The 19,590-nt window shown below is 61.8% G+C and carries 26 protein-coding genes; 19 read left to right on the top strand and 7 right to left on the bottom strand.

The window, feature by feature from the left end; all coding sequences use genetic code 11:
• The first annotated feature begins 57 nt into the window (after nt 1–57).
• From iolE to QMO82_RS30165, 5 genes are all read left to right on the top strand, one after another.
• Entirely contained in the window at nt 58–975 is a 918-nt protein-coding gene (gene iolE / locus QMO82_RS30185) for a myo-inosose-2 dehydratase (RefSeq protein WP_183606319.1), read from the top strand.
• A gap of 206 nt (nt 976–1,181) precedes the next feature.
• Nucleotides 1,182–1,979 carry a 5-deoxy-glucuronate isomerase gene (iolB, locus tag QMO82_RS30180; protein ID WP_183606318.1) on the top strand — a complete coding sequence of 266 codons (798 nt, stop codon included), beginning with the start codon at nt 1,182–1,184 and terminating at the stop codon, nt 1,977–1,979.
• 89 nt (nt 1,980–2,068) lie between these two features.
• Complete coding sequence (locus QMO82_RS30175) at nt 2,069–2,278, top strand: DUF1127 domain-containing protein (protein ID WP_183606317.1); 210 nt, start codon at nt 2,069–2,071, stop codon at nt 2,276–2,278.
• Nucleotides 2,279–2,344: 66 nt separating this feature from the next.
• Nucleotides 2,345–3,181, top strand: coding sequence for a helix-turn-helix transcriptional regulator (locus QMO82_RS30170; RefSeq protein ID WP_183606316.1), 837 nt, complete (start codon nt 2,345–2,347; stop codon nt 3,179–3,181).
• Nucleotides 3,182–3,276: 95 nt separating this feature from the next.
• Nucleotides 3,277–3,438: a hypothetical protein gene (locus QMO82_RS30165; RefSeq protein ID WP_183606315.1), complete on the top strand. Its 162-nt coding sequence runs from the start codon at nt 3,277–3,279 to the stop codon at nt 3,436–3,438.
• A 94-nt stretch (nt 3,439–3,532) separates the two neighbouring features.
• Here QMO82_RS30165 and QMO82_RS30160 read toward each other — a convergent pair whose 3' ends face one another.
• Nucleotides 3,533–4,900, bottom strand: coding sequence for an MATE family efflux transporter (locus QMO82_RS30160; RefSeq protein WP_183606314.1), 1,368 nt, complete (start codon nt 4,898–4,900; stop codon nt 3,533–3,535).
• Nucleotides 4,901–4,984: 84 nt separating this feature from the next.
• Nucleotides 4,985–5,425 carry a glyoxalase superfamily protein gene (locus tag QMO82_RS30155; protein WP_183606313.1) on the bottom strand — a complete coding sequence of 147 codons (441 nt, stop codon included), beginning with the start codon at nt 5,423–5,425 and terminating at the stop codon, nt 4,985–4,987.
• 355 nt (nt 5,426–5,780) lie between these two features.
• Here QMO82_RS30155 and QMO82_RS30150 point away from each other — a divergent pair, with 355 nt between their 5' ends.
• Nucleotides 5,781–6,113 carry a hypothetical protein gene (locus QMO82_RS30150; RefSeq protein WP_183606312.1) on the top strand — a complete coding sequence of 111 codons (333 nt, stop codon included), beginning with the start codon at nt 5,781–5,783 and terminating at the stop codon, nt 6,111–6,113.
• Here QMO82_RS30150 and QMO82_RS30145 read toward each other — a convergent pair.
• Nucleotides 6,064–6,315, bottom strand: coding sequence for a hypothetical protein (locus QMO82_RS30145; protein WP_246718226.1), 252 nt, complete (start codon nt 6,313–6,315; stop codon nt 6,064–6,066). The two genes, QMO82_RS30150 and QMO82_RS30145, sit on opposite strands and share 50 nt — an antisense overlap.
• Nucleotides 6,316–6,406: 91 nt before the next feature.
• Here QMO82_RS30145 and QMO82_RS30140 point away from each other — a divergent pair, with 91 nt between their 5' ends.
• Nucleotides 6,407–7,273: a LysR family transcriptional regulator gene (locus QMO82_RS30140; protein WP_283196560.1), complete on the top strand. Its 867-nt coding sequence runs from the start codon at nt 6,407–6,409 to the stop codon at nt 7,271–7,273.
• A gap of 69 nt (nt 7,274–7,342) precedes the next feature.
• Here the strand turns inward: QMO82_RS30140 and QMO82_RS30135 are convergent, their stop codons facing one another.
• Entirely contained in the window at nt 7,343–7,789 is a 447-nt protein-coding gene (locus QMO82_RS30135) for a host attachment protein (RefSeq protein ID WP_183606310.1), read from the bottom strand.
• Between QMO82_RS30135 and QMO82_RS30130 the strand changes: the two genes are divergently transcribed.
• The 3 genes from QMO82_RS30130 (at nt 7,782) to QMO82_RS30120 (ending at nt 9,831) form a co-directional block, all read left to right on the top strand.
• A complete protein-coding gene (locus QMO82_RS30130) occupies nt 7,782–8,192 on the top strand; it encodes a DUF2177 family protein (protein WP_246718225.1) in 411 nt (136 codons plus the stop codon). The genes QMO82_RS30135 and QMO82_RS30130 overlap by 8 nt on opposite strands.
• A 17-nt stretch (nt 8,193–8,209) precedes the next feature.
• Nucleotides 8,210–8,611, top strand: a complete 402-nt coding sequence (locus QMO82_RS30125) for a PilZ domain-containing protein (protein WP_183606309.1) — start codon at nt 8,210–8,212, stop codon at nt 8,609–8,611.
• A 104-nt stretch (nt 8,612–8,715) separates the two neighbouring features.
• Nucleotides 8,716–9,831: a pyridoxal phosphate-dependent aminotransferase gene (locus QMO82_RS30120; RefSeq protein ID WP_183606308.1), complete on the top strand. Its 1,116-nt coding sequence runs from the start codon at nt 8,716–8,718 to the stop codon at nt 9,829–9,831.
• 132 nt (nt 9,832–9,963) lie between these two features.
• Here the strand turns inward: QMO82_RS30120 and QMO82_RS30115 are convergent, their stop codons facing one another.
• A complete protein-coding gene (locus QMO82_RS30115) occupies nt 9,964–10,230 on the bottom strand; it encodes a sel1 repeat family protein (protein WP_183606307.1) in 267 nt (88 codons plus the stop codon).
• 444 nt (nt 10,231–10,674) lie between these two features.
• On the opposite strand from QMO82_RS30115, the gene QMO82_RS30110 reads away from it, so the two are divergent.
• The 3 genes from QMO82_RS30110 (at nt 10,675) to QMO82_RS30100 (ending at nt 13,104) form a co-directional block, all read left to right on the top strand.
• Nucleotides 10,675–11,013 (top strand): DUF2147 domain-containing protein, encoded by a 339-nt coding sequence (locus QMO82_RS30110; RefSeq protein ID WP_183606306.1) that lies wholly within the window; start codon nt 10,675–10,677, stop codon nt 11,011–11,013.
• A gap of 267 nt (nt 11,014–11,280) precedes the next feature.
• On the top strand, nt 11,281–11,460 hold the full coding sequence (locus QMO82_RS30105) for a hypothetical protein (RefSeq protein ID WP_183606305.1): 180 nt from the start codon (nt 11,281–11,283) through the stop codon (nt 11,458–11,460).
• A 141-nt stretch (nt 11,461–11,601) separates the two neighbouring features.
• On the top strand, nt 11,602–13,104 hold the full coding sequence (locus tag QMO82_RS30100) for an AMP nucleosidase (RefSeq protein WP_183606304.1): 1,503 nt from the start codon (nt 11,602–11,604) through the stop codon (nt 13,102–13,104).
• A gap of 9 nt (nt 13,105–13,113) precedes the next feature.
• On the opposite strand, the gene QMO82_RS30095 is transcribed toward QMO82_RS30100, so the two are convergent.
• Nucleotides 13,114–13,329 carry a hypothetical protein gene (locus QMO82_RS30095; RefSeq protein ID WP_246718223.1) on the bottom strand — a complete coding sequence of 72 codons (216 nt, stop codon included), beginning with the start codon at nt 13,327–13,329 and terminating at the stop codon, nt 13,114–13,116.
• Between the two features lie 154 nt (nt 13,330–13,483).
• On the opposite strand from QMO82_RS30095, the gene QMO82_RS30090 reads away from it, so the two are divergent.
• From QMO82_RS30090 to QMO82_RS30075, 4 genes are read left to right on the top strand one after another with little or no spacing between them, the layout of a single operon-like run.
• Nucleotides 13,484–13,843 carry a YciI family protein gene (locus QMO82_RS30090; protein ID WP_183606302.1) on the top strand — a complete coding sequence of 120 codons (360 nt, stop codon included), beginning with the start codon at nt 13,484–13,486 and terminating at the stop codon, nt 13,841–13,843.
• A 10-nt stretch (nt 13,844–13,853) separates the two neighbouring features.
• The gene (locus tag QMO82_RS30085) at nt 13,854–14,213 is read left to right on the top strand and encodes a YciI family protein (RefSeq protein ID WP_183606301.1); all 360 of its coding nucleotides are present in this window, start codon (nt 13,854–13,856) and stop codon (nt 14,211–14,213) included.
• Between the two features lie 3 nt (nt 14,214–14,216).
• Nucleotides 14,217–14,576: a YciI family protein gene (locus QMO82_RS30080; protein WP_183606300.1), complete on the top strand. Its 360-nt coding sequence runs from the start codon at nt 14,217–14,219 to the stop codon at nt 14,574–14,576.
• Between the two features lie 8 nt (nt 14,577–14,584).
• Nucleotides 14,585–15,823 carry an RNA polymerase sigma factor gene (locus tag QMO82_RS30075; protein ID WP_183606299.1) on the top strand — a complete coding sequence of 413 codons (1,239 nt, stop codon included), beginning with the start codon at nt 14,585–14,587 and terminating at the stop codon, nt 15,821–15,823.
• Here QMO82_RS30075 and QMO82_RS30070 read toward each other — a convergent pair.
• On the bottom strand, nt 15,791–16,753 hold the full coding sequence (locus tag QMO82_RS30070) for a lysylphosphatidylglycerol synthase domain-containing protein (protein WP_183606298.1): 963 nt from the start codon (nt 16,751–16,753) through the stop codon (nt 15,791–15,793). The genes QMO82_RS30075 and QMO82_RS30070 overlap by 33 nt on opposite strands.
• A 180-nt stretch (nt 16,754–16,933) precedes the next feature.
• On the opposite strand from QMO82_RS30070, the gene QMO82_RS30065 reads away from it, so the two are divergent.
• Together QMO82_RS30065 and QMO82_RS30060 are read left to right on the top strand one after the other, a co-directional pair.
• Nucleotides 16,934–18,427, top strand: coding sequence for a glycosyltransferase family 39 protein (locus QMO82_RS30065; RefSeq protein WP_183606297.1), 1,494 nt, complete (start codon nt 16,934–16,936; stop codon nt 18,425–18,427).
• A 137-nt stretch (nt 18,428–18,564) separates the two neighbouring features.
• Nucleotides 18,565–19,581 (top strand): glycosyltransferase family 2 protein, encoded by a 1,017-nt coding sequence (locus tag QMO82_RS30060; protein ID WP_183606296.1) that lies wholly within the window; start codon nt 18,565–18,567, stop codon nt 19,579–19,581.
• The last annotated feature ends 9 nt before the right edge of the window (nt 19,582–19,590 follow it).

Below are 19,590 nucleotides of genomic sequence, written 5' to 3'. Positions count from 1 at the left end.
ATCATTTTTTCGGAAGAGCGCAGCTGCTCTTCCGAAACATTTTTAAGGAGAATGTTGATGAAGGCCAAACTCGGCATGTCGCCCATCGCCTGGTGGAACGACGATCTTCCGGAGCTTAGCGACGATGTGTCCCTCGAGGAGTGCCTGCGGCAGTCGCGCAGCGCCGGTTTCACCGGCATGGAGCAAGGCCGCCGTTTCCCCAGCAATCCCGAGGAAATGCTGCCCATCCTGCGCGCCGCCGACGTGACGCTGTGCGGCGGCTGGTTCTCCGGCACGCTTGTCAATGAGGAGCTTGCCGCCAACAAGGACCGCATCGCGCCGATGATCGAGCTGTTCAAGGCGGTCAATGCGCCGTGTATCGTCTATGGCGAAGTCGGCCGCTCCATCCAGGGCGACCGCTCCAAGCCGCTTGCCACCAAGCCACGCCTTTCCGATGACGAGATGAAGGCCTATGGCCGCCGCGTCACCGAGTTCGGGGAATGGTGCGCCGAACAGGGCATGCCGCTCTCCTACCACCATCACATGGCGGCCGTGGTCGAAACCGAGCCGGAACTCGACGCCTTCATGCGCTCTTCGGGCGAAGGCATTCCGCTGCTGCTCGATGCCGGCCATCTCGCCTTTGCCGGCGGCGATGTACTGCGCGCCATCGGCAACCACCACGCCCGCATCAACCACGTCCACGTCAAGGACATCCGCAAGCCTGTGGTGGACGGGCTCGACCGCAGCCGCCAATCCTTCCTCGATGCGGTGGCGCTCGGCGCCTTCACCGTGCCCGGCGACGGCTCGCTCGATTTCGGCGCCATCGTCCAGCGGCTCGCCGATCACGGCTATGAAGGCTGGTTCGTCGTCGAGGCCGAACAGGATCCACGCAAGGCGCCGCCGCAGAAAATGGCCGAGATCGGCCATGCCGAACTGATGCGTGTCATGACGGCCGCGGGTTATACCGTGGAAACGGAAGGCTTCCCGAAGGGATAGCGGGAGTAAAAGACCCCTCCCCAACCCCTCCCCACTCCCCACACGGGGGAGAGACTTAACTTGACGCACCGCCTCACGCCATAAGAGAGCGTCCTTCTGGACGAGAGGTTACGGCGAGAATGGAAGGAGCCCGGCAGGTTAGTCCCTCCCCCTTGTGGGGAGGGGTTGGGGAGAGGAATTTTCCAAGTAACGAAGGAAAAACACCGATGCCAAATCTCAAGGTGAAACCGTCCGGCACCCATGGCCGCGTCACCCATGTCACGCCGGAAAATGCGGGCTGGACCTATGTCGGCTTCGATCTGCATCGGCTGAAGCCGGGCGAGACGGTTTCGGGAGAGACCGGCGATCGGGAAGTTTGCCTCGTCTGGGTGACCGGCAAAGGCAAGGCGTCGGCCGGCACCAAGGATTTCGGTACGCTCGGCGGCCGTATGAGCCCGTTCGAAGGTGCGCCGCATGCGCTCTACATCCCGATGGAATCGACATGGTCGGTGACGGCGGAGACCGATCTGGAACTCGCCGTCTGCTCGGCGCCCGGCGGCGGCAGCTATCCGGCGAAGGCCATCCCGCCCGGCACGCATCCGCAGGTGACACGCGGCAAGGGCACGAATGTGCGTTACGTCAACAATATCATGCCTGAGGACGACAGCTCGGCGCATTCGCTGCTGGTCGTCGAGGTGATCACGCCGGGCGGCCACACCTCTTCCTATCCGCCGCACAAGCACGACCAGGACGACCTGCCGAACGAGAGCTTCCTGGAAGAGACCTATTATCATCGCCTCAACCCGCCGCAGGGCTTCGGTTTCCAGCGCGTCTACACCGACGATCGTTCGCTCGACGAGGCAATGGCGATCGAGGACGGCGACGTGACGCTGGTGCCGAAGGGCTATCATCCTTGCGCGGCTACTCATGGCTACGATCTCTACTACCTCAACGTCATGGCCGGGCCGAAGCGGGTCTGGAAATTCCACAATGCCGCCGAGCACGAGTGGCTGCTGAAGGCGTAAGGGCCTCGTTCGATCGCTAAATAATCTGACAGCGCGAAATCGCGGCTGATGGTTCACTGCCTCCATCCAAACACGGATGGAGGATCACCATGCAGAGCTCGAATGTCACAATCTCGGCCCGCAATATGCGGCCCGGCCTGTTCCTTGCCATAGTCATCGCGGCACGCCGGCTGGCACGCAAGATTGCCGAACGGCGCAACTGCAAAGCGCTGATGGAACTGTCCGACGAGCAGTTGAAGGATATCGGCCTTTCCAGGGGGCAGACGGAAAGCGACGTGCATGTCTATAGTCGCTACTGAAACCTGAGCGTGATATTGTGCCGACAGGTCGCCTCATCGGGCGACCTGTCTGACCCGGAACATGCCATGTCGCAGTTTTCAACAGCACCGCTCCTGAAGACAAAGACCGTCACCATTCGTGACATCATCTGCAATGGCGAGTGTCGTCACAAGAGCGACGAGGAATGTGCCCACAGGACGAGCCTCGTCTATCCCTATCGCGGCGTCTTCATGCGGCATGTCGGCCGCAACGACACGGTGGCCGAAGCCAATCAGGTCTTGTTCTTCAATGCCGGCCAGGGATATCGGATCAGCCACCCCATCGAAGGCGGCGACGCCTGCATCGATCTGGCGATCGACGAGGTCATGCTCGAAGAACTCGCGCCCAAGGATCAGGTACAGCCCGGGCCGGCCTTTGCCTTCCGCCGCCAGCGCCGGCGGATCGATCCGCGCGCACAGGCGCTGGTCGCGCTGCTGCGTCATGGTCTTAGCCGCAATGTCGCGGAAACGCTGGAGGCGGAAATATTGGCGCTGACGCTGGTGCGCCGCTCGCTCGGCGAGCGCACATCGCATGCGGCGGGCGCCAGCGCCGGCCGGCAGAAACTCGTCGACCGGGCCAAGCTGGTGCTCTCCTCCGATCTCGCGCGGCGCTGGACGCTTGCGGAAATCGCCTCCGAAGTCGGTGTCTCGCCGGTTTATCTCACCCAGGTCTTCCAGCAGGTCGAGGCCACACCGCTTTACCGCTACCAGCTGCGGCTGCGGCTTGCCCGCGCGCTCGATCTGCTCGGCCAATATGAGGATCTGACCGCGCTCGGCCTCGATCTCGGCTTTTCCAGCCACAGCCATTTCAGCGCTTCCTTCAAGCTGGCCTTCGGACAGAGCCCTGGCGAATTCCAGCGCTCGGCGCAATTGCGTCGCAGGTAAGGTCCATCGCTAAAGATTTCGACAGCGGCGATGCGGTGTTCGATGGTCTGATGAGACTGTCCCGATCCGGGGACGATCAATCGGAGGATCACCAGATGAAGAAGACCACATGCGCCGCCTGCGACTGCGAACTGGGCGCCGAGGCCATCACCGTCAAGCTCGGCGGCAAGACCGTCGAGGTCTGCTGCCAGGAATGCGCCGAAGCGCTGAATGAGGCGGAAGCTGCGACATCGGCCGCTTCGGGCGGCAGGGAATAGACGATACGAGGCAAAAGCCGCCAGTGACCTGACCCCCGAAGGTTCATGTTCAACCTTCGGGGGTCAGGTCACGAGGGAGCGCGGCTTAGCCATTTCAAGCGGGCAGAAGCCCATAGCGCCAGCCGCGGTGTTTGGCGTTCTGCGACAGCACCGCAAAGGCCAGGATGACCATGCCTGCCTCGGCAAAGACCGGCACCATCCAGATCCCCTGCTCGCCGAAGAGGAAGGGCAGCAGGAAGGTCAGCGGCAAGGTCAGCAGATAGGGCCGCGACAGGCCGAAGATCGCGGCGCGCGGTGCATCGCCGATCGACTGGAAATAGGATGACAGGATCAGCATCTGCCCGAAGAGAAAATAGGCGCCGATCGTCCAGGGCAGAATTCGTCTGACCTCGGCGATAATGGCGGGATCGGCGACAAAGACGGCGCCAAGACGGCCGGCCATGAGCTCGACTATGATTTCCACCAGGGTGCAGTAGACGAGTGCTGCGAGCATGGCGATCTGCAGGCTGCGGCCGACGCGGAGCCCGAGGCTGGCGCCGTGATTGTTGCCGGCGATCGTCTGCAAGGCGATGCTGAGGCCGAGCAGCGGCAGATAAGTGAAGGTCATGATCCGGGTGATGATGCCGTAAGCGGCAACCGTCGCGACATGATCTGCCGCGCTCCAGAGCGAGACATTGATCAGAATGGCGGCCGAGGCCAGCGATATGCCGACGAAGCCGAGGCTCATCGGCGCGCCGAATGCCATGATGCTGCGCCATTCGACAAGAGCAAATTCCGCGGAAGGCCTCAGTGCCAGTGGCCGGCGCCATCGATAGGCGAGCACGGCTGCGAGACAGACGAATTGCGACGCAATGGAGCCGACCGCCGAACCGAGCACGCCCCAATGCATCACCGCCATGAACAGCCAGTTGGCGAAGATGTTGAGCAGCGAGGCCGACAGCGTCACCAGCGTCATGAAACCGATCTTGCCTTCGCAGCGCAATCCGTCGAGATGCAGCGGCAGGAAGAAGCTGACCGGCGCAAAAGTGATCATCGCGCTCATGAACAGCATGGCGCCATCGGCAACAGTGGCATTGCCGGCAGCACCGGCATCGATGATCTGCCGGCCGACGGTCCAGAAGACCGCATTGAGGATCAGGGTGACGGCCAGCGCCAGCGTATGGGCGCCGGCAAACACCCGGCGCGCGCCTTGGCGATCGCCGGCGCCGAGCCGGCGGGCGAGGATGCTCGCCATCCCGTTCGAGACCAGTGATTGCAAAGCGACCAGCAGCATCAGCCCCGGGAAGATCAGGCTGACGGCGGAGAGCGCATTGGGGCCGACATAGGCGCCGAGGAAATAGGCGTCGACGACGGTGAAGAGGCCGTTGACGGTGGTGATCGCAACGATCGGCGCCGCCGTCCTGAGGAAGACGCCCGGCAGCCAGCCGGTAAGAAAGACATTGCCTTGCGGAAGATCGGTCATGGAGAAATCCGTGTAATATCCGGCCAAGCCCGATCCGGATTAAAATCATCCGGATTGCGACGGCCTGAAAGGGATGGGAAAAATTTAAAGGTCGAGCACCAGATGCGGCACGCCGTTCGAGGTCTTCCTCGGCGAGACGCCGTCGGCATCGACCTGCGCGTTCACACGCCGGCGAAAGGCCGAAAAGCTCTCGAAGGTGACGACGTCCACCGGCTCGTCGAAATGAATGGTGATCCTGTGGAGTTCGCCGCCCGGCAGGGCCGAAAGCGCCAGAATCTCGCCGGTGAACGGCTGGTTGAGATAACGGCCGCGAATATGCGCACCGACGAAGAGCGACCTCTTCGGGCCAGCATTGGGCTTTGCCGCAAGGGCTGCGAGCGTATTCCAATCGCGGGCGCCATGCTGGCGGGCAATCATTTCCAGGGCCGCACTGTGGGTCAGCGGGGTGCCGCGATCGTTCATCGTCTGGCGCAGGCGCTTGGCCTGGGCCTTCAATTCGTCAATGGCAGGATAGGTCGTCGTCATGGAGTGAGCCTTCGCAAGGCATGCTCTTCGACTGTGGATGGGAGCTCGCATTGCCGCCAGTCAGCATGCACAAAGGGCCGTGACCATGATCGCGAGGGCTTCACCATGGATTTTCATCCGCGAGCGGCTGGTGCCTCGAACCGGCCCTTTGTATGCGCGAACACCGCAGACATGTCAAGAATGGCGCATCCGCGCCGGGAATGAGCAAATTTGGGGCACATCTGCACGAAATCGGTGCGTTTTTCCTGCAAGTTTCGCGAAAGCATCCAATCTTAACGGTATTTTTCAGCCTCCGTCAGCATTCTTCAGCCAATATCCTGTTGTATACCCAGCGGAGGCTAAAAGGGCCTTTCAGATGCACCTCGACACAGAACACCGCAAGCCGGAACGTGCTTACAGGGAATTCAATCTCGACAGGCCGGGCAACATCATCTTCGTCGGTCATCACCTCAGCACCGGAACGCAGGTGCGCTGCCTGATCCGCACGATCACGCTCGCCGGCGCCCTGCTCGAAGTCAGCCCCAACCTGGAAATGCCGAGCCACTTCTTCCTCGAAATCCTCGGCATCCATGACGAGATCGGTTCGACCGTGGTCAAGCGCGAAGGCGAATGGGTGACGATCAGCTTCAACATGCTGCTCAATCCGGAATTCCTGCACCACGTGCTGCGACTGAGCTTCGAAAGCTGAGGCCTTTTTCCGTCTGCGATTTATCGGGACGCAACGTCTTTCTCTCCTCGCCCCGTCTTGCGGCCAGACGCGCGATGGCGGAAGCGGCCCAGAGGAATCCCCGCCATTCCGGCCCCTCGAGCGGGTCGGCGAAGGGATCGCGGCGCACCCGCCTGTGATAGATCTGCAATTCATTGAAGAGAACAACCCAGTTGAGAAGCATTGCTTCATCCTCCATCTATTGGCTCATGCACTGGAGCTAAGCCTTCGCGCCCTTCGGATGTAGAGGCGCGGGGGAAAGGGGGTTTTCATCCATGAAAGATGCGAGCTGGGACGACCTGCAACTTTTCTTCCATGTCGCGACCGGCGGCGGGCTTTCGGCGGCAGCCGCGCGCACCGGGATTAGCGCGCCGACGATCGGCCGGCGCATGCTGGTGCTCGAACGGGCGACCGGCCGCTCGCTCTTTACCCGCAGCCCGACCGGCTATCTCCTCGCCAAGGACGGACAGGAGCTGCTCGATCGCGTCCGGCTGATGCAGGATGCGGCGCGTGCGATCTCCGACTGGCGCGGCGAGGTGCTGACACTGCCGATCGTCTCGACGGCCGCCGACAGCTGGACCTCGCGCTTCATCGCCGATCATCTCAGCAGCGTCTGGACGCCGAAGGACAGCTTTCGCATGTGCTACAAGACCTGCGACACAGGCGTCGATTTCACCTATCGGGAAGCGCATATCGCCATTCGCCACAGCCGGCCGGAGAGCGGCAATGTCGCGATCCGTCCTTCGGGCAAGGTAGCGCATGCGGCTTATCAGGCGGCAGATTATGACGCGGCCAACTGCAACTGGATCTCGCTCGGCACCGATACCGCCATCACGCCGGCCGACAAATGGACGTTCGAACAGCCGGATTACTGGATCACCAGCTGGACGAACACGCCGCATATGCTGTTTCACCTGATCCGCGGCGGTGCCGGCCGCGGTGTGCTCCCCTGTTTCATCGGCGATCAGGAGCGCAAGCTCGTCCGCGCCGACCCTCTCATCGACGAACTGACCTATGACATGTGGATCGTTGCGCATGACGACGAGCGGCAACGGCCGGAGGTCAGGATCGTCATCGACCGCCTGGCGGCGCTCTTTGCCGGTCATGAAGATCTGTTCGCCGGGCAGCGACCGCTGGCATGACGCGAAAACGCGGGCCTCTCGACCCGCGTTTCCTCAAGTTACTGCGTACGGCTCATGGCTGCGAGCGACTCAGGCGGCCAGATGCCGCTCGATCTCGTCGACCGGCATATTGGTATAATCCTTCGCCACCTCAGCGGTGATCACCGCCTGCGTATCGGCGCGGAGCGCCGGCCGTAATGTGCCGAGCGCCTTCGGCGGCGCAACGAGGACGATGCGACGGGCATTCTTTTCCTGTACCAGCTCATCGAGCTTTTCCGCCACCTGTTTCAGAAATTCGGCTTCGGCCTGATCCTGCCAGCTGGTCTCCTCGACAGCGCTGCCGCTGAAGCCGTCTGCGGCATGGGTCCGGCCGGGCTTATCGGCGCCAATCTCGCGATCCGGCGCGCTCGGCTGCGTCAGAGTTTCCAGCACCTTCAGGTTCATCAGCTTGGCATCGCCGGCATTCTGCATGATCAGAGCCTTGGCTCCATCACAGACCACCACCCATGATTCCCAAGGGATTTTGACGTTGGTCATATTCAACTCCTCGCTGTCGTCATTCGAAGCGCGCCGTGCTTCATCGATCAAGGCAGAACGCCCGGCAATTGAAAGAGTTCGGGAAAATTGCGCCGAAATCGAACGCCTGGCGTTCCGGCCGGTCTATGGCAGCTACGACATCACCAATCTCGCCAAGCTGCGCTACCGGCAGCTCGGCTATAGCCTCATCGACATGGCCCGAGGCACCTTACCGACGGCGCTGACGGATATTTCGCCGGCAGAATCCCCGGCTCGAATGAAAGCCCCGCGTCCCGATAATGCACATCGGGCGTCCCGCTTGGGAACAAAATTTAAACTCGTTAAAATTGTCATTTTATCTTTGACGAATGTGCAAAACATTCATGTGACGTTGGCTGGAGCAAGAACCCCAAATGTGCCCTGACTGACGGAGAATGTAAGATGACTATGCTCCGCGCCACCCACCTTGCCACGGTCAAGTCCGCTATCTACGACCTGCGTTGGGAAGAGTTCAGCGTCAAGCGGCCAGCCCGCATCGTCGCCGTCCGGCCGTGCCTCACCGGCGTCTCCATGCGAAGCGCCGAGATCATCGATATCTCGCAGGGCGGCGCGACGTTCATCGTGTCGACCACGGCCGGTCTGCCGAAGCATTATTATCTCAACATTCTCGGCCTCGCCTATCGGATCGGCTGCGCCGAGGTCTACCGCCATAAGGAACGCATCGGCGTGCGGTTCATCAACATCATGGACCCCGAGGTCCTGCGCCGCGTCGTCCGCACCGATTTCCTCGTCGGCAACATGGAAGCGATCGCCGCCCGGCGCGCGCCGATCTTCAGGGCGTGAACCGTCCCGTAACAGGCTTGCTGCAGAAATAATCTTGCTTGCGTTGGCCGGGCCCGGGCCTATTGTTTCGTCAATTGTCAATATGCCCGGGAAACTGCCTTCGCATGTCCGCCTTTTCGCGCTTCACCCCCCTCGCCAGCGCCCTGCCCACCACAGTTCCCTTCGTCGGCCCCGAGGCGATCGAGCGCCAGCGCGGACTGGCCGTTCTCGCGCGCATCGGCGCCAATGAGAACGGCTTCGGCCCGGCCCCTTCGGTGTTTGCGGCGATGCGCGAGGAAGCCGGCAATATCTGGAAATACAATGATCCGGAGAATTTCGCGCTGAGGCAAGCGCTAGGCGCCCATCTCGGCGTCTCGGCCGCCAATATCGCCATCGGCAGCGGCATCGACGAATTGCTCGGCCAGATCGTCCGCTTGGTGATCGAGCCGGGTGCACCCGTCGTCACCTCGCTCGGCGCCTACCCGACCTTCAACTTCCATGTCACCGGTTTCGGCGGCCGGCTGGTGAGCGTTCCCTACGCCAACGACCGCGAGGACCTCGACGGCCTGCTCGATGCCGTGAAGCGCGAGAATGCGTCGCTCGTCTATTTCGCCAATCCCGACAATCCGATGGGAAGCTGGTGGGATGCCGAGAGCATCGTCGCCTTCGCCCGGGCGCTGCCCGAGACGACGCTGCTGGTGCTCGACGAGGCCTATAGCGAAACCGGGCCGGCAGGGTCGCTGCCGTCGATCGCCTCACTGATCGAACTGCCGAACGTCGTTCGCACCCGCACTTTCTCCAAGGCCTACGGGCTTGCCGGCGCACGCATCGGTTATGTGATCTCGACGCCGGGCACGGCGCGGGCCTTCGACAAGATCCGCAATCATTTCGGCATGAACCGGCTGGCGACGGCAGCAGCACTCGCCGCCCTCAAGGACCAGGCCTATCTCGCCGAGGTGGTCGGCAAAATCCACGCAGCGAGGGAGCGGATCGGCGGCATTGCCCGGGCGAACGGTCTTGAGCCCCTGCCCTCGGCGACGAATTTCGTGGCGATCGACGCCGGCCGCGACGGCGTGTACGCACGGGCGATCGTCGATGGCCTGATGGAGCACGGCGTCTTCATCCGCATGCCCGGTGTGGCGCCGCTCAACCGCTGCATCCGCGTCAGCGTCGGGCCTGAGGCGGATATGGCACTCGTCGAAGAAGCGCTGCCGCAGGTGCTGAAGAATGTCACCCGATAAAACAGAAGAACCGCGCCCGGTGGAGGATCCGGCCGCGGTTCCCTTCTCCTGGCATCGGCCCCGTCCAAAGCGCCCCGCCAGCCCCCTCTTTCGAGGTTGTTATTCCTGTCGAAATGTTAGCTGGAGACGGTTTCAGTGAACCGTCATCCACTCGCGGGCGGCGCGCAGCGCTGCGACGAGCTGCATCTTGTCCATGGCGGCGGCCACGTCGGCACGAAGCTCGGCGGCGCGATCGTTGCCCTTGATAGCGGCGATGTTCAGCCACTTGTGGGCAGCGACGAGATCGATGTCGCAGCCGCGGCCGGTCGCATACATCAGACCCATTTCGCAGAAGACATCGGCGTTGTTGTCGCCACCCATGGTGGCCGTTTCAGCATTGTGCATTTCAAAGCGTGCCATCGGTTTTATCCCTGTTAGCCTGTTTATGACTTACCCTGTTTTACCTCCGGGCGTTGCCGTCTATCGCGGCTTGCGGCCCTTGCGGTCCGGCGGGTTTGCCCCGCTCGTTTGATGGGTTCACTATGCCAAACGGCTTTCAAAAAACGCCTAAAATGCATGATTAATTTGAGACAAACAAAGTGCAAATGCTTGGTAAATTTGGTTTTTTGTTAAACATCGGATGCCTTGCAAATTAAGGATTTCGGCTTCAATTTTACGAAAGATTCAGATTTGAAAATAAAGGGATCGTTCATCATGAAATCAGCAAGCGACATCGCTGCACGTTCGCCAGACGGCTTTTTTCTTGCCTTTTTCCCCCAGATTCAGGGAAGCGGCCGCACGTATTTACCTTTACGTTCGCGTCAGTTATTTTCGCGACCGATCAATGACATCATGGAGGAAAAGATGATCCGCAGCTTCGTTCTCGCCGCAGCCATGACAGTGATCGCGGGTATCGCGCATGCCGAGGAGCCGATCGTCGGCAAGTGGAAGACGGCCGCCGGCGATACGGCGGTGATCGCATCCTGCGGCGGCAGTTATTGCGTGACGCTGAAGACCGGCAAATATGCCGGCCGGAAGATCGGCACGCTTGCCGGAACCGACGGCAGCTATGCCGGCGAGATCACCGACCCGGCCGCCGAGAAAACCTATAGCGGCTCCGGCAAGATTTCCGGCGATTCGCTGAGGATGCAGGGCTGCGTGATGAAGATCCTCTGCAAGTCGCAGACCTGGACGCGGCTCTGAGGTTATAGGATGCCTGCGCAACGCTTATCTCGAACGCAGAAGCAGCCGCGCGTCGGCATGCTTCGAAGCCCTTTACGGCCCCTCCGCTAAGCCACACGGCGGGGCCGAATGGCGTCGACTCCCCGACGGCCGCTTACCGCTCCTCTCCGCAACCTAGCCGAGCCTGCCTCGCAAGCTGAACGGTGGATGAACCGGTATCTCAGCACTCGTTCAGCCGTCGCATGGCAAAACTCATGCCACGATGAAGTGCGTATCGGGGGTAAGGCGATGAACATCTATATTCTGGCAAGACGCTTCAGCATCATCACGCTGTTTGCGGCGATCTTCGCAATCACATTTTCAGCCGTCGTGGTGCACAAAGGCGGCGGCGGCGCCCAGTCGCATTTCGGCGCGAGCTATACCTGCCTGGAGAGAAACGGCAACTTCTGCGCGCCATCGGTGCAGTAACTTTGATTTATGCACATCGTTGTCCCAAACTGCTGCGCACTTTTAGGCGACAGGCATTCGCATCAGACGGGCAAGATAAAATAATCGGATTCCGCTGGCGCGCGTCGTTTGCTTGTCAAAAACAACTCTCTATAATGCGTCATGAACAAACGAATCTCCCCTTTGTCGCCGCTCGACATATCCTCACCGCCCCCTTTCCAGCCTGAGAGTTTTGATGATCCCGCCAAGGCCGTGGAAGCGCTGACGGCGCTTTACGAGCGCAATACGGCGTTCCTGATCCAGAGCTTCACCGAACTCGCACAGGGCGCGCCGATCTCCTCGCGCTACCGCGCTTTCTATCCGCAGGTCAGCATCGAGACGACAAGCTTCGGCCATGTCGATTCGCGGCTTTCCTATGGTCATGTCACGGCACCGGGCATCTATACGACGACAGTCACCCGGCCGAAGCTCTTCAAGCATTACCTGAAGGAGCAGCTGGCGCTCTTGATGAAGAGCCACAATGTTCCTGTCATCGTCTCGGAATCGACGACGCCGATCCCCTTGCACTTCGCCTTCGGCGAGGGTGCACATGTGGAAGCATCGACCAACGCCTTCATCGACGTTCCGATGCGCGATATCTTCGACACGCCCGACCTCAACACCACCGATGACGAGATCGCCAATGGCGAATATATCCCGCCGCCGGGAGAGCCCTCGCCGCTGGCGCCGTTCACCGCGCAACGCATCGATTATTCGCTCGCCCGTCTGTCGCATTATACGGCGACGCATGCCGAGCATTTCCAGAATTTCGTGCTGTTTACGAACTACCAGTTCTATATCGATGAATTCTGCGGCTGGGCGCGGAAGCTGATGGCCGAGGGCGGCGAAGGCTATACTGCCTTCGTCGAGCCCGGCAATCTCGTCACCCTGCCCGGCTCGAACGCGCCGGAAACGGATTCCGCCCTCACCCGCCTGCCGCAGATGCCGGCATACCATCTGAAAAAGAAGGGCCATGCCGGGATCACCATGATCAATATCGGCGTCGGTCCGTCCAATGCCAAGACGATCACCGACCACGTTGCCGTGCTGCGCCCGCATGCCTGGCTGATGCTCGGCCACTGCGCCGGTCTCCGCAACAGCCAGCGGCTCGGCGATTATGTCCTCGCCCATGCCTATATGCGCGAGGACCATGTTCTCGACGACGACCTGCCGGTCTGGGTGCCGATCCCGGCGCTCGCCGAAGTGCAGGTGGCGCTGGAAGCCGCCGTTGCCGAAATCACCGGCTATGAGGGTTTCGAGCTGAAGCGCATCATGCGCACCGGCACCGTCGGCACGATTGACAACCGCAATTGGGAATTGCGCGACCAGCGCGGGCCGGTGAAGCGGCTCTCCCAGGCGCGTGCCATCGCGCTCGACATGGAATCGGCGACGATCGCCGCCAATGGCTTCCGCTTCCGCGTGCCCTACGGCACGCTGCTCTGCGTCTCCGACAAGCCGTTGCACGGCGAATTGAAGCTGCCGGGCATGGCGACGGCCTTCTACCGCACGCAGGTCAACCAGCATCTGCAGATCGGCATCCGCGCCGTGCAGAAGCTTGCCGCCATGCCGAAGGAAGCGCTGCATTCACGCAAGCTGCGCAGCTTTTTCGAAACGGCCTTCCAATAGGCCGTTTCCTCATCTGCCTGCCACAACAGACGCCGAGCCGTCCGCCAGCATCTGCGGCCTGCCGGCGACAAGGTTCAACCCTGAAATCAGCAGGGTGAAGGCTACGATGACGAATGCGATACGCTGGAGAACCTTCAGCGCATCGGTATCGTCCAGCCCCAGTTGGCGCTTTTCACGGCGGCGCGCCCAGATCTGGTTTGCCAGGGCGATTTCGAGAATACTCATTGCCATTCTCCTCGACAGGTTTCGACGAAGCCTTGTCGAGCGCTGCCTTGCGATTTCGACACCGGACCGGCACAAAAGATTTTTTCCGCGGCTGTCGAAATGCGCGAAGCTCGGTCGTCCAGGGTTATGAACGCTCGCAAGGAGGCTGTCTGCGATGAAATATCTCTGTCAGGTCTGGTTCGATGGCGGGATACTCGACGCCATGGCGCAAGAGGAGAAGGCCGAACTCGACACCAATTCCTGGAACTATGACAAGGACCTCGTCGAAAGCGGCCATATGATCGTCGCCCAGGCGCTGCAGCCGCCGAAGGCGGCGGTGACCGTGCGGGTGCGGGCTGGCGAGATGTCGGTGACGGACGGTCCCTTCGCCGAGACGAAGGAGGCGCTCGGCGGCTTCATCCTGATCGAGGCAAAGGATCTCAACGAAGCGATCCGCGTTGCCGCCGGCATCCCGCTTGCCAAGCTCGGCGCGATCGAGGTGCGGCCCATTCATGTCTTCGGCAAGCAAACGTGAGGAGACGGCGATGAAATATCTCTGTCAGGTCTGGTTCGAAACCGCAAAAATCAATGCCATTTCCGCCGAGGACGGCGAAAAGCTGACGCAGGATTCGATCATCAACGATGACAGGCTGCGCGACAGCGGCCACCTGCTGGTGGCGCTGGCGCTGCGTGAGCCCGCAACGGCCGTGACGGTCAGGGTCCGCAACAATGCGGTGACGGCGACCGATGGCCCCTTCGCCGAAATCAAGGAACATCTCGGCGGCTTCGTGCTGATCGAGGCAAAAGACATGGAAGAGGCAACCACAATCGCCGCCACCTTTCCCGTGGCGCGCTACGGCTCGATCGAGGTGCGGCCGGCCTATTCGATCAAGGAGGAGTGCTGAACCATGCGCTACATCTGCCTGATCTACAATTGCGCCGACACCGACGGCACACTGACCTCGGCAGAGACCGATGAGCTCATCAAGGCGCATTTCGCCTTCGACGCGGAGTTGCGTCGCGACGGCATCATGATCCATGCCGATGCACTTGCGATGCCGGACGAGGCGACCGTGCTGCGTGTTCGAGACAACAGGCTGTCGGTCACCGACGGCCCCTATGTCGAAACGAAGGAGCATCTGGCCGGTTTCTACGTCATCGAGGCGCCTGGGATCGAGAAGGCCAGGGAGATTGCCGGGCGGATTCCTTCGGCGCGTTTCGGCGCCGTCGAACTCAGGCCCGTAAGAATGCTGACCCTGCCGGACTGAGGTGCCCCTTGGAAAGCGTGATCGAGGAAATCTACCGAACGCAGTCGCGCCGGGTGCTGGCGACGCTGATCCGCCTGCTTGGCGATTTCGATCGGGCCGAGGAAGCGCTCCACGACGCCTTTGCGGCGGCCGCACGGACGTGGCCGGCGGACGGCATTCCCGGCAATCCCTTCGCCTGGCTGGTTTCGACGGGACGTTTTAAGGCGATTGATACGATAAGGCGGCGGGCGCGCTTCGAGGCTTCGCAGCACCACATCGAGGACAGCCTCTACACGCCGGATGCCAGGGAGATCGGCGATATGGAACCGATCGAGGACGACATGCTGCGGCTGATCTTCACCTGCTGTCATCCCACCATTCCCGCCGATGCGCAGATGGCGATGGCGCTTCGGGAAATCTGCGGGCTGACCACCGAAGAGATCGCCCATGCCTTCCTTGTTCCGGCGCCGACGGTGGCACAGCGGATCGTGCGTGCCAAAGGCAGGATCCGGGCGGCGAACATCCCTTACGAGGTGCCCGCCCGCGAGGCGCTGCCTGCGCGGCTCGACCAGGTGCTGCACGTTATCTATCTCGTCTTCAACGAAGGTTATTCGGCCTCTTCGGGTGAAGATGTGGTCCGCGCCGAGCTGAGCGAAGAGGCGATACGGCTCGCACGGCTGCTTCTCCAGCTGCTGCCGCATCCCGACGTTTTCGGCCTGCTGGCGCTGCTACTGCTGCAGGATTCCCGCCGTTCCGCCCGCAGCAGTGAGCAGGGATCGCTGGTGCTGCTGGCCGATCAGGACCGCTCGCTCTGGGATCGCGCGAAGATTACCGAAGGCCTGGCGCTGCTTGCCGAGGCGATGCGGACCGGAGAGATCGGCAGCTATACGCTGCAGGCGGCGATCGCCGCCGAGCATGCCAGGGCGCCCACCGCCGAGGAGACCGATTGGCGGCGGATCGCCTTCTATTACGATCTGCTTCTGGCCGCACAGCCCTCGGCGATCGTCGAACTCAACCGCGCCGTGGCGATCGCGATGGCGGAAGGACCGGCCAAGGGGCTGGATCTGATCGACGCCATTCTCCGCCGAGAGCTGCAGGCCTATCACCTCGCCCATTCGGCGCGCGCCGACTTCCTGCGCCGTCTTGGCCGGAGGCAAGAGGCGATCGCGGCCTATGAAACGGCGCTGTCGCTCTGCCGGCAGGAGCCGGAGCAGGCGTTTCTGAGAAAGCGGATTTCAGAGCTTGGCGCGACGCCCGAGCGGCAGTGAGATCGCCGTGCCGGTGAGCGCCGAGACGATGATCAACAGGTGGGCATTGACGCTCGCCTGCGCCAGCGCCGCCAGAGCCAGTCGCTCGCTCGAGGCGCCCAAGGCAATGGCGCCGGCGGTGATGCCGGCCGGATAGGTGCCGACGCCGCCCGGCGCATGCACCGGCAGCACCGAGGAGAGCTCGCCGCCAAGCGCACCGCCGAAGCTTGCCGCCATCGGCAGCACGCCCATCAGGCCGAGCGCCCAGGCCAGCACCATTACCTTGACCAGCCAGTTGACGATGGTCATCGCCCAGGCGCGGGCAAAGGCGATGGCATCGAGCGGCAAGCCGTTTTCGATCTCGACGACGAATTTCTGCGCCTTATCGGGCAGCAGCCTGGCGGCCAGGCGCAGCAGCGGTTTACGGGCGGCGAAAGCCGCGACCGGCAGCAGCAGAAAACCCGTCCAGAGCGACCAGGCCACGATCGGATTGGCGGCAGCGACGGCAAAACCGATACCGGCGGCAGCCACAAGCGCGTGCAGATCGAGCAACCGCATGACGAACAGCGCCGAGGTTCCGCGCGTCAGCGGAATGCCGAACTCCGTGCGCATCAACAGCGGAAAGCTGGTCTCGCCGGTGCGGAAGGGCAGCATGATGTTCAACAGATTGTGGATCTGCGTGACGCGGAAGAGAACCGTGAACCGGCCGGCCGTCTCCTTCGGAAAATAATCATAAATGCGCCAGGTGCGCAGGAAATAGGTGCTCGTCAGGAGGACCAGCGCCCCGATCACCGGGCCGGCGCCGACATCGGCCCACTGCCTGATGATGACAGGCCACCCCCAGAACCATTGGATGAAGAGCGCATAGGCTGCGACGATGACGACCGTCAGAACGGTCATGCGATTGCGCATAAACCAGGATTGCCGGCTTTCAACGATCGAACTCTTCATGTAGTAGGCATTCCTCGCTTGGGTCGGTATGGGACCGGTCCCGTCGCCAGGCCTTTTAAGAGAAATGCAGGTTGCGCACAACGGCGGAGTTGATGGCGATGGGGGCGAAGGCGCTTCCCCGCCGACGATCCGAGTGCTGACTGGTAAATGACACGCCTTGCCGGCTTGACATGGAGATCGATGTTGGAGCGGATTACCAGAAGCATTACGAGCGCCAGCATTTTGCTGGCAGTCTATTTCCTGCTCAACATCGCGCTGCGCATCGCTTTGCCGCATACGCTCGATCTCGACGAGGCGGAGCAATCCTTCTATTCACAATATCTGCTTGCAGGCTACGGCCCGCAGCCGCCCTTCTACAACTGGATTCAATATGCCATCGTTTCGGTGACCGGCATATCGATGTGGGTGCTGTCGGTGCCGAAGAACATCATTCTCTTCGGCTGCTATCTGTTCTACGGGCTTGCGGCCCGCGAGGTGCTGAAGAACCGTTCGCTCGCAGCGGTCGCCATGCTGAGCCTGATCACCCTGCCGCAGGTGGGTTTGATGGCGCAGCGCGAATTGACGCATACCGTCGCCCTGCTGTTTGCGACCTCGCTCTTCCTCTTCGGTTTTTTCCGCACACTGCGACAGCCGACGATCGCAAGCTACCTGATCATCGGCATCGCCACCGGCATCGGCCTGATCTCGAAATACAATTTCGCCATCCTGCCGGCCGCCGCCCTCCTCGCCGTGCTGCCGGACCGGGAATGGCGCAGCCGTCTCATCGACTGGCGTTTGCTGCCGGCGATCGCCCTCGCCATTCTGATCGTGCTGCCGCATGCGCTCTGGCTGCCTGACAATCTCACCAGCGCTTCTGCGCCGACGCTGGAGCGGATGACCGCCGAAGACCTGGCGCCTGCCGGCCTGCCGCGCATCGGACAGGGACTGCTGTCCCTCGTCATCGCCGTCCTCGGCTTCGTCGCATTGCCGATCGTTCTCCTCGCCGCCGCCTTCCGGCGCGATTTCTTTCGCGCGCTCTCGTCTTCCAGCCCGATGATCCGCGTGATCGAGCGGATGATGGTCATCAGCTTGATCGCGTTCGTCGCCGTGATCCTCTTTGCTGGCGCCAGCGATATCCACGAGCGCTGGCTCGACCCGTGCCTGCTCGTTCTGCCGCTCTATCTGTTCCTGAAACTGGAAACCGCAGATCTCGATCTTTCCGCCGGCCTTGCCCGCTTCCGGCCCGTGGTGCCGGTGTTCATGGTCGTCATCCTGTCGATCCTTCTTTTCCGGATCGTCGGCATTCAATATATCGGCACTTATACGCGAACGAACGTCCCCTTCTCCGGCTACGCGGCTGAGCTGACCGCGACCCGCAAGCCGGTTCTGATCGTCGCCGGAACCAAGTTCGTGGCCGGCAACATGAAGCTGGAGTTTCCCGACGTTCCCGTCGTCATCCCGTTCTTCCCGGGTTCCGGGGTTCCCGAATATGCAACGGCGAAGGGGCCGGTGCTGGTGATCTGGCGCGGCGAGACCGCCGATGACCCAACGATTCCCCCCGGTTTCGCCAACGATCTCGTCAAATCGGGCATTCATCTGCAGGAGTTGAAGACGCTGACGCTGCCCTATCTCTTCGGTGACGGCAAACGCAGCTTCTCCATCGGTTACTCTTGGGTGGAGGGAGGCGCGAAATAGCGTTGCGCCAGCTCAACCGATTGCGGGGAAACCGGCATTGCCCGCTGGCAACCGGCAGACACTTCATGTACTAGCCTTCCGCAAGCGCGGCGGCGGCAGTAAGATTGCTCGGGCGCCCGGCCTTTTGGAGATGAAAGTTGCAGACAACGGTAGAGCCCATTCGCGGTACGAATGATCCGGTACAATCGCTCGAGCTGTCGCTGGTCGTGCCCATTTTCAACGAAGAGGAAAGCGTCGGCCCGCTTGTCGAGCGTGTCGTGGCTGCGATGGCCGCCTATCCCCATCGCTGGGAGCTGATCCTCGTCGATGACGGCAGCACGGATGCGACGCTCGTCAACGCCCGCAAGTTCGTCGGACGCGACGGGCTAGCGCTCAGAATCGTCGAGCTGCAGCGCAACTTCGGCCAGACCGCCGCCATGCAGGCCGGTATCGACACCGCCCAGGGCCGGCTGATCGCAACGATGGACGGCGACCTGCAGAACGATCCGAAGGACATTCCTGCGATGGTCGCGGAGCTGGAACGGCGCGAACTCGACCTCCTGGTCGGCTGGCGCAAGAACCGCAAGGACGGTCTGTTGCTGCGCAAGATCCCCTCCTGGTGCGCCAACTACCTGATTGGCCGCATCACCGGCGTCAAGCTGCACGATTACGGCTGCAGCCTGAAGATCTATCGTGCCTCGATCATCAAGCAGGTCAAGCTGATGGGCGAAATGCACCGCTTCATCCCGGCCTGGGTCGCCGGCGTCGTCCCGAGTTCGCGCATCGGCGAGATGGCCGTCACTCACCATGCCCGCGAGCACGGTGTTTCGAAATACGGCATTTCGCGCACCTTCCGCGTCATCCTCGACCTGCTGTCGGTGATGTTCTTCATGCGCTACAAGGCGCGGCCGGGGCATTTCTTCGGCTCGCTGGGGCTTGGCCTCGGCGCGGTCGCCATGCTGATCCTCATCTATCTCGGCTTTGACAAGTTCATCATGGGCAACGATATCGGCACACGCCCGATGCTGATGGTCGGCGTCGTGCTGCTGCTGTCGTCGGTACAGATGATCACCACCGGCATCCTGGCGGAAATGATCGCGCGCACCTATTACCGCGACGACGCCTCGCCGAATTATATCGTGCGGCAGATCTTCGACGATCAAAGCCAAGCCTAAGCCGGCGGC

The sequence above is a fragment of the Rhizobium sp. BT04 genome, assembly GCF_030053135.1.
GTDB classification, from domain to species: domain Bacteria; phylum Pseudomonadota; class Alphaproteobacteria; order Rhizobiales; family Rhizobiaceae; genus Rhizobium; species Rhizobium binxianense.
Note: the sequence above shows the minus strand (reverse complement) of the source record. Positions and strands in the feature narration are given on the sequence as shown.

Bases quoted from the DNA above. Each gene is read 5' to 3' on its own strand.
- iolE (WP_183606319.1), top strand. From the start codon at position 58: ATGAAGGCCAAACTCGGCATGTCGCCCATCGCCTGGTGGAACGACGAT.
- iolB (WP_183606318.1), top strand. From the start codon at position 1,182: ATGCCAAATCTCAAGGTGAAACCGTCCGGCACCCATGGCCGCGTCACC.
- QMO82_RS30175 (WP_183606317.1), top strand. From the start codon at position 2,069: ATGCAGAGCTCGAATGTCACAATCTCGGCCCGCAATATGCGGCCCGGC.
- QMO82_RS30170 (WP_183606316.1), top strand. From the start codon at position 2,345: ATGTCGCAGTTTTCAACAGCACCGCTCCTGAAGACAAAGACCGTCACC.
- QMO82_RS30165 (WP_183606315.1), top strand. From the start codon at position 3,277: ATGAAGAAGACCACATGCGCCGCCTGCGACTGCGAACTGGGCGCCGAG.
- QMO82_RS30160 (WP_183606314.1), bottom strand. From the start codon at position 4,900: ATGACCGATCTTCCGCAAGGCAATGTCTTTCTTACCGGCTGGCTGCCG.
- QMO82_RS30155 (WP_183606313.1), bottom strand. From the start codon at position 5,425: ATGACGACGACCTATCCTGCCATTGACGAATTGAAGGCCCAGGCCAAG.
- QMO82_RS30150 (WP_183606312.1), top strand. From the start codon at position 5,781: ATGCACCTCGACACAGAACACCGCAAGCCGGAACGTGCTTACAGGGAA.
- QMO82_RS30145 (WP_246718226.1), bottom strand. From the start codon at position 6,315: ATGCTTCTCAACTGGGTTGTTCTCTTCAATGAATTGCAGATCTATCAC.
- QMO82_RS30140 (WP_283196560.1), top strand. From the start codon at position 6,407: ATGAAAGATGCGAGCTGGGACGACCTGCAACTTTTCTTCCATGTCGCG.
- QMO82_RS30135 (WP_183606310.1), bottom strand. From the start codon at position 7,789: ATGACCAACGTCAAAATCCCTTGGGAATCATGGGTGGTGGTCTGTGAT.
- QMO82_RS30125 (WP_183606309.1), top strand. From the start codon at position 8,210: ATGACTATGCTCCGCGCCACCCACCTTGCCACGGTCAAGTCCGCTATC.
- QMO82_RS30120 (WP_183606308.1), top strand. From the start codon at position 8,716: ATGTCCGCCTTTTCGCGCTTCACCCCCCTCGCCAGCGCCCTGCCCACC.
- QMO82_RS30115 (WP_183606307.1), bottom strand. From the start codon at position 10,230: ATGGCACGCTTTGAAATGCACAATGCTGAAACGGCCACCATGGGTGGC.
- QMO82_RS30110 (WP_183606306.1), top strand. From the start codon at position 10,675: ATGATCCGCAGCTTCGTTCTCGCCGCAGCCATGACAGTGATCGCGGGT.
- QMO82_RS30105 (WP_183606305.1), top strand. From the start codon at position 11,281: ATGAACATCTATATTCTGGCAAGACGCTTCAGCATCATCACGCTGTTT.
- QMO82_RS30100 (WP_183606304.1), top strand. From the start codon at position 11,602: ATGAACAAACGAATCTCCCCTTTGTCGCCGCTCGACATATCCTCACCG.
- QMO82_RS30095 (WP_246718223.1), bottom strand. From the start codon at position 13,329: ATGAGTATTCTCGAAATCGCCCTGGCAAACCAGATCTGGGCGCGCCGC.
- QMO82_RS30090 (WP_183606302.1), top strand. From the start codon at position 13,484: ATGAAATATCTCTGTCAGGTCTGGTTCGATGGCGGGATACTCGACGCC.
- QMO82_RS30085 (WP_183606301.1), top strand. From the start codon at position 13,854: ATGAAATATCTCTGTCAGGTCTGGTTCGAAACCGCAAAAATCAATGCC.
- QMO82_RS30080 (WP_183606300.1), top strand. From the start codon at position 14,217: ATGCGCTACATCTGCCTGATCTACAATTGCGCCGACACCGACGGCACA.
- QMO82_RS30070 (WP_183606298.1), bottom strand. From the start codon at position 16,753: ATGAAGAGTTCGATCGTTGAAAGCCGGCAATCCTGGTTTATGCGCAAT.
- QMO82_RS30065 (WP_183606297.1), top strand. From the start codon at position 16,934: ATGTTGGAGCGGATTACCAGAAGCATTACGAGCGCCAGCATTTTGCTG.